Origin of the sequence: Flavivirga aquimarina (genome assembly GCF_030540835.1) — a bacterium.
GTDB lineage: Bacteria > Bacteroidota > Bacteroidia > Flavobacteriales > Flavobacteriaceae > Flavivirga > Flavivirga aquimarina.
Window position 1 is genome coordinate 1 of the sequence record NZ_JAUOEK010000138.1, and the last position, 10,299, is coordinate 10,299.

At 29.7% G+C, this 10,299-nt stretch carries 12 protein-coding genes and 2 pseudogenes; 2 read left to right on the top strand and 12 right to left on the bottom strand.

Going from position 1 to position 10,299, the window contains the following annotated elements; all coding sequences use genetic code 11:
* Positions 1-174: 174 nt before the first annotated feature.
* Positions 175-342 (bottom strand): annotated as a pseudogene (locus Q4Q35_RS13760) (single-stranded DNA-binding protein); the annotation flags it as partial.
* On the opposite strand from Q4Q35_RS13760, the gene Q4Q35_RS13765 reads away from it, so the two are divergent.
* Positions 317-1,012 (top strand): hypothetical protein, encoded by a 696-nt coding sequence (locus tag Q4Q35_RS13765; RefSeq protein WP_303278570.1) that lies wholly within the window; start codon positions 317-319, stop codon positions 1,010-1,012. The pseudogene Q4Q35_RS13760 and the gene Q4Q35_RS13765 overlap by 26 nt on opposite strands.
* Positions 1,013-1,056: 44 nt before the next feature.
* Positions 1,057-2,193 (top strand): hypothetical protein, encoded by a 1,137-nt coding sequence (locus tag Q4Q35_RS13770; protein WP_303278571.1) that lies wholly within the window; start codon positions 1,057-1,059, stop codon positions 2,191-2,193.
* A gap of 498 nt (positions 2,194-2,691) precedes the next feature.
* Here the strand turns inward: Q4Q35_RS13770 and Q4Q35_RS13775 are convergent, their stop codons facing one another.
* The 11 genes and pseudogenes from Q4Q35_RS13775 to Q4Q35_RS13825 form a co-directional block, all read right to left on the bottom strand.
* On the bottom strand, positions 2,692-3,405 hold the full coding sequence (locus Q4Q35_RS13775) for a hypothetical protein (RefSeq protein ID WP_303278572.1): 714 nt from the start codon (positions 3,403-3,405) through the stop codon (positions 2,692-2,694).
* A 200-nt stretch (positions 3,406-3,605) separates the two neighbouring features.
* Positions 3,606-4,550, bottom strand: coding sequence for a hypothetical protein (locus Q4Q35_RS13780; protein ID WP_303278573.1), 945 nt, complete (start codon positions 4,548-4,550; stop codon positions 3,606-3,608).
* A gap of 176 nt (positions 4,551-4,726) precedes the next feature.
* The gene (locus Q4Q35_RS13785) at positions 4,727-6,370 is read right to left on the bottom strand and encodes a hypothetical protein (RefSeq protein WP_303278574.1); all 1,644 of its coding nucleotides are present in this window, start codon (positions 6,368-6,370) and stop codon (positions 4,727-4,729) included.
* Positions 6,363-6,710, bottom strand: a complete 348-nt coding sequence (locus Q4Q35_RS13790) for a hypothetical protein (protein ID WP_303278575.1) — start codon at positions 6,708-6,710, stop codon at positions 6,363-6,365. Before Q4Q35_RS13790 ends, Q4Q35_RS13785 begins: the two co-directional genes overlap by 8 nt.
* 312 nt (positions 6,711-7,022) lie before the next feature.
* Positions 7,023-7,400 carry a hypothetical protein gene (locus Q4Q35_RS13795; RefSeq protein WP_303278576.1) on the bottom strand — a complete coding sequence of 126 codons (378 nt, stop codon included), beginning with the start codon at positions 7,398-7,400 and terminating at the stop codon, positions 7,023-7,025.
* Between the two features lie 360 nt (positions 7,401-7,760).
* Positions 7,761-8,798 (bottom strand): hypothetical protein, encoded by a 1,038-nt coding sequence (locus Q4Q35_RS13800; protein ID WP_303278577.1) that lies wholly within the window; start codon positions 8,796-8,798, stop codon positions 7,761-7,763.
* A 160-nt stretch (positions 8,799-8,958) separates the two neighbouring features.
* Positions 8,959-9,129 carry a helix-turn-helix domain-containing protein gene (locus Q4Q35_RS13805; RefSeq protein WP_303278578.1) on the bottom strand — a complete coding sequence of 57 codons (171 nt, stop codon included), beginning with the start codon at positions 9,127-9,129 and terminating at the stop codon, positions 8,959-8,961.
* A gap of 62 nt (positions 9,130-9,191) precedes the next feature.
* Positions 9,192-9,347, bottom strand: coding sequence for a hypothetical protein (locus Q4Q35_RS13810; RefSeq protein ID WP_303278579.1), 156 nt, complete (start codon positions 9,345-9,347; stop codon positions 9,192-9,194).
* A 190-nt stretch (positions 9,348-9,537) separates the two neighbouring features.
* A complete protein-coding gene (locus Q4Q35_RS13815) occupies positions 9,538-9,870 on the bottom strand; it encodes a single-stranded DNA-binding protein (protein ID WP_303278580.1) in 333 nt (110 codons plus the stop codon).
* A complete protein-coding gene (locus tag Q4Q35_RS13820) occupies positions 9,857-10,120 on the bottom strand; it encodes a helix-turn-helix domain-containing protein (RefSeq protein ID WP_303278581.1) in 264 nt (87 codons plus the stop codon). The genes Q4Q35_RS13815 and Q4Q35_RS13820 overlap by 14 nt, the downstream gene beginning before the upstream one ends.
* Positions 10,121-10,139: 19 nt before the next feature.
* Positions 10,140-10,299, bottom strand: a pseudogene (locus Q4Q35_RS13825) (single-stranded DNA-binding protein); the annotation flags it as partial.

The window sequence follows — 10,299 nt, forward strand, 5'->3', positions numbered from 1 at the left end:
AGTTGGGAGCTAAATTCATTGCAAAAATCGTCCAGTTCTACGAAGAATTCTGTAATTTTATCTCTAAGCATAAAGGTTGTTTTTTGAGGTTAAACTAAAATTTTGTCACTTTAATTTACTCAAAAACAGCCTTTTTTACTAGGAAAAATTAAACTAATTCTTATCCGAGATTCACGTTAATTTACCTTCTATAGCAACCTCTTTACCTTTAGCGACATATTTCTCAACAATTTCAGCGGTCTTGTTCCAGGCGATAAGATTATGCCATTGTACGTTATCAATTTTTTGTCCTGAAGCATCTTTATAACTATCATTTATGACTAAAGAGAATTTAGAGTACTTTAAAAATAATCCGTCAAATAATTACTGTCGGATGGATTGTGACTTAGGAGCATTAATATATGTTTCAATTGGGCAATTAAATAACCTAAAGATGCATCTTGTAGAAACAAACGGGCACAACTTTGTTAGGTATGAATACTCGGATAAAAAATATATTAATTGGGATAATAATTCTGCACAAATATTTACTGATGTTGAATTTCAAAAAGGGCTTACACCATCCAGCTCATCTACATTAACTGAAGATGAAATCAAGAAAGGACATTTTTTGCAAAATATGCCAATAGAAGAGATTATAGGCTATCATTATACTAATACCTCTAGATTGGCAAAAGAAAACTTAAAAATAACTAAAGCTTTAGAACATTTAAAACAAGCAGTAAAAATTAGACCTTATTCCCCTTTAGCACTAAACAATCTTTCATGGCTATATCTAACGACCAAGGAATTAGAAAGTCCAGAAAATTATAATAGAGCCTTGGAATTATCCAAAAGAGTTGATGACATCTTACCAAGAGATGCTGGTTATAAAGATACTTATTCATGTGCATGTGCGGCAATCGGTAATTTTAAAGAAGCAATACGGTTAGGTATTATTGCTGGAAGTAGCCCACTTCAAATTAAAGGGTATAAAGGAAGTAAAACTTGTTTGGAAATGGGAATTAATTAAAATCACTAATTGTAATTTGTTAATACCGTTTAAAAGGGATTTAAATGAATATAGTTCCATATATAACAATAATAATTGCAACTTTATTAGGTGTTATTGGGTTAATTTCTAAAACAAAAAAGGATAGTGAATCTAGGTTACTTAATAGGCTAACCCCTTTGGGATACATAGTTTTATGCTTAATGGTAGTGTCTTTTGTAATAACATTTTATAGCCAAAGAGAGAAAGACCAATTAGCTCATCTAGAAAAAGAAAAGTTGATAGAAAAGTCAAAAAAAGATTCGATCAAACAAAGAAAAAAATATCAAGTTGACTCTTTAAGACATGAAATCACAATAAAGAAATTAGGGGAGCAAAGATATAGGGATTCGTTACAAATTAGTAATGACTCAGTAAGGTTTGACCTAACGCTTAAAAACTTTGGAAAACAACTAAGTAAACAAAATGAAACGTTGCAAAACTTAGAAGAGTTGCAACACCCTATTTCACCTTTAAAAGTGCGAGTTATTCTGACAGTTAAGCTTGATAGTTTATCAGAAACCGCAAGGGAATATTTAAAGCAGTGTAGATTAGATTTGAAAAACATTTCTAATAATGGAAAGCCAGATAAATTTTACAATTTTGATTGGGGTGATTCGGGTAGTATAGAATGTCGTGATTTTTACCCTAAGGAAGTTACGAAGTATGATTCTACTTTCACTAAGTTTAATAGATTTATGTATGATTATGTAATGCCAAAAACTTGGTTCTATTTTTATATTAAAGATAAAATAAATAAGATTGACGAAAGAAGTGCAGATCTATTTCTTTTGGCAAATGGAATTTCTAATGGGGGCACTACTTTCAATAAAGATTTTATCCTTTCATATAAATATAATATTTACAAAAATGAAGTACGATTTAATTTTTCGTTTCAAGACCCAATTATAAATGAGAAAAAAAGAACAATAAGTAGCATGTATAGTATAAGAGATGGGCTTCTTGCAGTCAGAATGGTCAGTTATGATCATAATGCGAAAATGGTATTAAACGTGGTCGAGTTTAGAACAGGAAATAACTTTTACGACCGCTATCTTTTATACTTTAATGAAAAGGATTTGTTTGAGTATGATAATGAATATGAAAAATCAGATTTTTACATAAAAAAGGGAGCTGAAATTTTTGAAAAAAAAAGCCGTTAATTACATTTAATTAATATGAATAACACCAAAAATGATGAACGATAAAGAGAAGAAATCAATTGAGCTGATTTTTGAAAGAATAATTTATACAAGGACTTTCTAACACTATATATTAATATATGATGTAGTTAACATTACTGCCCCATACATACCGGAACAAAAAAGACTATTTGAAACTTAAACAATTATCAGTTTTTTAATGCTACATTATATGTCGCAGAATATGGTTTCAAATGTAGAGGTATGCTATTAATAAAATGGTTGAGAATTTTTTAAAGTATTAAAAATAAAAGGTGTCAACAACGAATACATCAGTTTATATTATTAAGTCAAAACTAAAAAATAGTAATTGAGTTTTTGGGTTATAACTATTCATTTCTTATACTTTCATAGGAAAGATTAAAACTCTTTGTCAAGAATTAGCTTATTTAATATTTCAATTGGAGTCATGACAAAGTGGATTTAAATCAATTTTTGAATTCCTATAATGATTTAATGTTACATTTCATATACTAATATTGCTCCTCTTATTAGAACGATAATTGTAAGTGCAATTCCTGTTAAGAAAAGAGTAAAGCAAGTCATTCTTGCACCAAGGCTTAATGATTCGAGGTTAGGGAACTCTTCTTCATTGTCTTCAACTAGGACTCTGGACTTATCGGAATTATTCAATAAAATGTTAACATTCCTTGCTTTTTCTATCTTCTTATATTTTCTAATCTTAGAGGGACATGCAATTGTAAACAATATTAGAGCTAGAGAAAAGAAACACGAAGCAAAATAAATAAGTTTAATGTTTTGAGGGAAATTAATCGCTTCTGATAGATTAAACCCTACTATATCTGTTTTATATAAATAAGCAATTATTGGTATAATAATAAGTCCAAAATAGGATATTCTTGAGACTCTATCATCACCGAACCCTCTTAACTCAGTCCATACAGGAATTCTAAAAATCTTATTAATAAATGAGCCTTTATATTTCTTCTCAATCCATAATGATATAAGACAATAGATTAAAACCCACAAAAATATCCATGATACTAATGGTAAAGTTGGGAATTGTATTTTATTGAAAACATCCGGTCTATAGTAGGAAATCAGAGTTGCTATTCCCAAGGGAATAGTTGTTAAGATACCAATTGTGGTTGTGATCAGAAATGATATCCCTTTATTTTTTCGTTGGGTAGGTTTATGCTCTTGTTCACTCATAATTATTTAATTATCTATGTTCTAATAGAAATTTCACGTATTCTTTTTTGTTTCCAATTACGCTAACATTTTTGCCTATTATTAGTTACGACAAAGGACACAAGTTATTTCCCCCTCCTAGTCTCTTTAGTGAATTAAATTAAGTGAATCTCAGGCCAAGGAATTCATATAGCTTTAATTTATACACAAGTTGTTGGGAGCTACATCTTAGCTGCATTAAGGTATTTTTGGTATGTTTGACCATGTTGTGTACGATAAATTTTATCTTCAAAAACTATCTCCGCAATTTTGTATTCAGGATTATAAATATCCGGTATTAATTTTGATTGATTAGTTTTCTTTATATTCTCTGGACTGGGTAAAAAGAACTCAACTTTTTTATAAGTAACAATATAATAGCGTGGTTCTCCATTAAATTTCTCACTTAGCCTAAGAGCATAATATAATTTCATTCCAACTGAAAAGGGAGGGTTTGGGTGGTAATGACTAGAGTAATTATTATAGATTTTTTCGGCAACGTTTTCGGTTATAGAAATTGGAAATATTATTAGACTATTTCCATAGACAGCTTCATCATTGATTTTATTTCCAATTAAATAAGGCGGTTTAATTAAGCTGGAGAGTTTTGCGTTTGGTAGTCTAAAACTTGGTGAAAACATTTTAAAACCCATCATTCCTGAATCAAATGAATAACCAGTAATTAAACCATGTTGAAAAAGAACTAAATTTTCAGTATCTGTAGAATCTACCATGTCATAATACTCTTTTTGATAAGAGCTTTGAAGTTCTTCTCTAATTTTTCTTAAAGCAAAAACATTTGATTTGTTTTTTGATATCCGTTTATCGTTTAGAAATATATCGGCAAAACTCTCCAAAGGACTTAAAAAAGGTGGTCTGATTGATTCTGTACAAACATGGCAGGTATATTGTGAACTTTTATCATGGTCTGAGTAGCCAGATTTTTTTTTGCGAGCTTCAATCAAATCATTGCTATTATAGAATTCCTTACAGAGTTTAGTAGCTGCTAAATGTAATACTAGTGAATTTAGATTGTGCTTATTATCTAAATTAATGATTTGATTGTTTTGCGAATGAAAATTTGAGGTAATTAATAACAGAATTATGTTTAGTATATGTATTCTCATATGGGTTAGTTTATATTTGAATTTGATCCCTCTTTTATGATTATTACGATTCGATACAAACAGCCTCTCGTATAAGTTGTTGAGGTCGCTACTTCAAACTTTTCAGTTTAGAGTTGATCATTGTTTATATTTTATTTAAACACTTTGACAGGTTATTATTTACACCTATTTTTTGACTACTTTTTTAATGTACTTGTTAACCAAGAATTAAATGGAGGAGATTGAATGCTCTGTAAAACTGAACTATCCTTTATGGCATTGGCTAATATGTTTTCGTTAAATATTACGCTCAAATCTTGATCAGCATGGTTTAAATTGATATTGGACATCCAATCATCCATTATTTTATAAGCGGGATCATTTATGAGTGGAGCCGCCTTCATCATTCTAAATATTTTATTCCTTAGCGTTTCAATAGGAATATCGAATTCAGACATCGTGGCACCAAAAAGAATCATCCAATCTTCATCAATTAAATGCGAGTTTTTTTCATAATCAATTTCTGGAAACCATTCCTTTTTCAGGTGTTTTGAGAACATAAAGTTCATTGAAAGACATAAAGTGCTCTGGCATTTACAATATTCATATATTAAATCTGTAAGATTTGACTTTCTTAGAACATCTTTTGTAACCGTATAACCTGATCTCCAACCATCCATTGTCCCTATAAAAGTAATTTGATCGATTTTGGTTTCCACGGGAAGATAAAGCTTATTAGTATTACCGCTCCAGGATTTGAAAATAAAGTTTCTATATAGAATTCTATCATAAATAAAGTATTTATTTATCGGAAATCGTTTTTTATACCATTCAGATATAAGATTTCTTCTTGCGTCATACCACTGATGGAACCTTGGATTCCAAATAAAATAGATGCTTAAGTATAAATTCAAGGTGCGAACTTGTATTGGGGGATAAACACTTTTGAAAAGATTTTCATCTTCATAGTTAAGTTGGTTTAAGGTGCACATACCAGTAATAGGTGCTGCTATGAGTTTCTCTAAAGTCAAATCTAGATCTTTCATATTTTCTTCTGGAACTACATAAAAATCCTCGTCAACATCTATCATTATCTGGTGAGCCAATCGAAATATAGCGTATGTATCTGCCATTAACTCGGAAGACCATTTTAGTGGTCTTTTAACTGCTTCATAATTTGGTTGTACAAATCCCAATCTTTCAATGAATTTTTCTGATTCTTCTTTACCCCCTTGCTTTAAATAAAAACCAGTATGACCACATAGAAAATGAGCTAATTCGTGATTTATCAAGAAGCATATAGAATAAAATGATACAAGCCCCCAAAAATCATAATTTACATCAAATCTAAAAAATGCTTCTATTGCTAAAAAACCATTTTCATCAGGTAAAAGAATGTCATATTCTTTTATTGTATTCAGAAAAAAATCGGATAGCTTACTTTTAGTTGACTTACCCTTTAGGGGTTCATAGTTATATGGAACTCCGCTCTTAGTAATTTCTGATCTCCTAACGTTCTTTATAGTGTTTAATTCAATCCATAGTAAAAGGTCAATAGATAAAGTGATTAATAATTGTCTACTTCCTAAAAGTTGAATATGAGCATCAATACCGAATAGATCCTTGTCAACTTTTATATCAATATTATATCTTGTGAATATTCTATTGTTGTTGAAATCCCTTGTAGTATCCAGAATTCTTTGTCTTATGAATTCAACATATTCTGTAGTACTATCATAATAATCCTTTTTAAGCCAATTCTCTGAAAAAAAAGAATCAGTTTGTAGGTGAGTTTTGAATAAGTTGTACCTCTTTTTAATAAAACTTTGAAGGTTATTCATCACACAGAAAGTTAACCCCCTTCATTACTATTAGGACAGTAATTATTGGGATACGAGAAGTTTCACCTATTTTACCTTGAATCAAACTCATAATCAAAAGAGCGTAATCTAGTTTATTTGAATTATTAATTGAGAAATTTCGTAATTTTTCGTTAGAACAAAGGAGGTCTTTAAGTTTCGGTATATGATCATTAAAGATACTTTTCCCCCATTTTATTATCTGCGATTTGGTTGGAGGTCTGATTCCAAGTTTTGAATTTTCTACATACTGCTTACTAATTCGACCTAATTCTTTATAAAGCTCTTCTTCTGATAAATTTATAGTTTGTTCAATGTTCATATTATTTTATTCTATTGAAGTTATTCGAGTTAACAATGAAACTCACACATGATTACACTTATATTATAGGAGTATTTCTTATAGGCCTAAAAAGATTAGTACTAACTCAAAATTATTTATGGCAATTGGAGTACCTACTTTAGTTATTTTTTGATAAATAGTCTGACCAATTCCCAAACTTAGATAGAAAACCTTTGAACTCCCTTCTATTTCAAATTTACTCTATTAAATTCTTTATATATAAAAACCTACCCGATATCAATTCTGGGTAGGTTATGATGTAATTGTTTAAAACTACTGTTTTCTGTTTTTTTAAACTTTTTCTTTACTATGATACGCTTTATGTCCAGAATTATAATTACACCTAAGTACACAACGTGTTCCAGCTTTAATATCTTCACTGAATTTCCACATCGTTTCAATCGTATTTATTTCTGTTCCTTTCGCTTTTTCAACTCTAACAGTGGAAACTTTATTTTCGACATCAGTTTCTTCTAATAACATCTCATCTGTTGCGATATCAAAATGCTTATGCAATAGTATAAGTCCAAAGCGATCTGTGTATTTATGTTTAGAAAGGATCTGTCTTACTTCTTCTAAAACTTCATGATCCTTATCACATATTGGATCAACATCATCAATATCTTTAAGAGTTGAATGTTGAATTGTCTCTAACACAAGTTTTTTCATTAGATTATTTTTTAATAATTAGTACTAAAAGAGTAAGCTAGTCTCCATAGCTTATAAAGTTATTACAACGAAAAGAGTAAAGAGGGTGGTATTTCTAATTAGAAAACAACTAAGAGTTTATGTTGTTTATTTACAAAACCTTACATGCCAAAAGTAAACTATAACATTGATGTTGGGTTTATGTAATCATTGTCATTATTTAGTTTGGTATATATTGACATTAAGTTTAATAGTTGCAGAAGAAAGTATATACAAATTGCCCCCAAGTATTAGAAATCCTCAAATAGATAGTATGGATAAAAAAACTGAATTCCCCAAATTATAACTATTAATATTGTCGTTTATTTTGTTCTGTAAAGTTTATCCAAATTTTTCATTAGTTAATGATATATATGCAATTTCTCTTCCAGGAGCTTTCATCTCTTTTTCAAGAAGAGTAATTTTTCTATGTTTTAATTTGAAAAGAGAACTCGAAATTTTACCAAGGTTTAATTTTACCATATTTTCTATAACATCAGCAGTTGTAGTTACAACAAATTCAAAAGAACTAGTATTGAATTTAGCTTTCTGCAAATTCATGTACACATTATATTCGTCGACTAAATGATCTAGTTTCTCACTAATTATCTTTGGATCCTCTTTCTTTTCAGAAATATCATGTATCCAAAGTCTTAAGGCTCTTAACTTATGAATGATCTCTTTATCTTTTCTAAATTGGATGATTTCTTCTAAGGGAGTATTTAAGTCTGGTAAACTAATTTTTTTAATAACTACTCGTAAAGCTTCTCCAAATCTCTTATTATTGTTATTAAATAGAAAAAGGTTAGGATGTGAAATAATGGGAAGTGTTGATTGGTTTTTGAATTCTGATAAATAAACTGATAAATACTTTAGATTAAGATACCCCTCATTGTTTTTAATTCTTTTTACATGATTTGATATATACTCGAATCCCAGAGGATTCATCTGACTAATCTCATTCCATTCTTTTTCGCATTCATCATCCATCATTACTCTGTTATAATAATGAATGTCATCTGGATCAGTTCCATCATATATTTTTTCATCTATTGAAGTATAAGTTACTTTTTTCAAACAATCTATTAGGGTATTGTTTCCCCAATTGGGATAATTATTTTCATTTAATTTGAATTCATACCTCATCAAGTTATTATAAAAATTTTCATGCTCAGAAGAAAAAAATTCTAGTTCTGAAATAACACCTTGACTAATTAAATATTCTAAATCTGCAAGAAGCCATTTCGGTTTTCTATTATTATCAAACGAAAGTCTTATTTGATTATACAAGTCAGGTATAAATATTTTGTCAAATATCAATAATTCACGACTTGGAATTTTTGTTATATTTTTAAAATCTAATAAACCGAATTTATTCATCTTTGAACTCAGGGTTTTGTTTTTTTATTATACAAAATAATTGTCTATACCTGATCTATATGATTTAGAAACTCTTAAAGTACCTCATAACAACTTTATTAATTAATACAACAAAAAATAATAAAGGAGTGGTAAATATTAGAAACACGATAAAAAACAACTAGTTGATAGATCGATTCATAATAATGAAATCAATATACTCTTCGACTTTTTTGCTCATTTCATCAGAAACATACATCTCGTTATTCTCAATACGTTCAATAGTTCGTACTGAAACATTTATCTTTTTAGCGAGTTCATTCATGGTTAATCCATATTCAATGAGATACAATAAACATTTATTCGATAAAGAATCAGTACCATTATTCCAATAATTGAATCCTAAAAACTCAACTACTTTTTTCTGTTTTTAATATGTGTTAAGTAATGATTCCATTCCCAATTTTGATAAGAATCTTTAAGTACTCCAAAGTACTTTGCTATGTCGTATTGAGACCATTCTAAGTCTAAACGTTTTCGTTTGAGTTCAGCCCCTAAGCTTTTATCCATTGGGTCTGGATGAGAAGTCTGTTAGGTTTTATAGCAGTTATAGTGATTTTACAAATGGGAGCCACACCATTTAAAATGTTACATTAGTGGACGGTGGAAGTTAGCCCCTAATTTAGGAAAAATTTATCGCAAGGGAAGAGATAGCTATAACTCGCTATCTCTTTGTCTTTTTGATATTGTCAATATCAAATTACTTACTAAGCATTAATAATTCATTAGCTATAACCTCTGTTAAATACCGTTTGTTACCATCCTTATCATCCCAACTACGATTGGTCAGCTTACCTTCAATAGCAATTTCTTTACCTTTGGTTACATAGTTCTCAACAACATTAACAAGACCATTTTTAACAACTACAGGATGCCAATAAGTACGTTCAACTTTGTTCCCATTTTTGTCTTTATAACTATCATCAATAGCAAGGTTAAACTTTGCTATTTTACCACCATCTTCAAAAGTGATAATTTCTGGGTCTTGTCCTAATCTTCCAATAAGTTGTACTTTATTTCTAAGTGAGTTCATAATTTTCAATTTTTAAAGGATTATAAATTCGTGGGTCATAGCCCATAAATTCGATTATTTTTTCTGTGTTTTTTGGAGTAGGTTCTGTAAGTCCGTGCTCCCATTTATAGATTGTAGAATCGTAAACTTCTAACTCTAACGATATTTCAAAAGTAGAGTAACCATGTGCGATTCTGTATTGCTTTAAATAGTCGCCAATTGAGGAAGGGTTTACGGGATAGCCCTTAGGCAGAGGTTTGGTGGCTTCCAATTCGATTTCGCAAATGGTCAACGACGTGGTGCCATTGGGTGTCTGTGATTTTTTCACCGTTATTATTCGTGTAGCTTTCGTTGGTTGCAATAGCAAACTTTGCTAATGTTTTACCTGATTCTAGATTAATAATTTCTGGATCGTTTCCTAAGTTACCAATCAACTGTACTTTGTTTCTA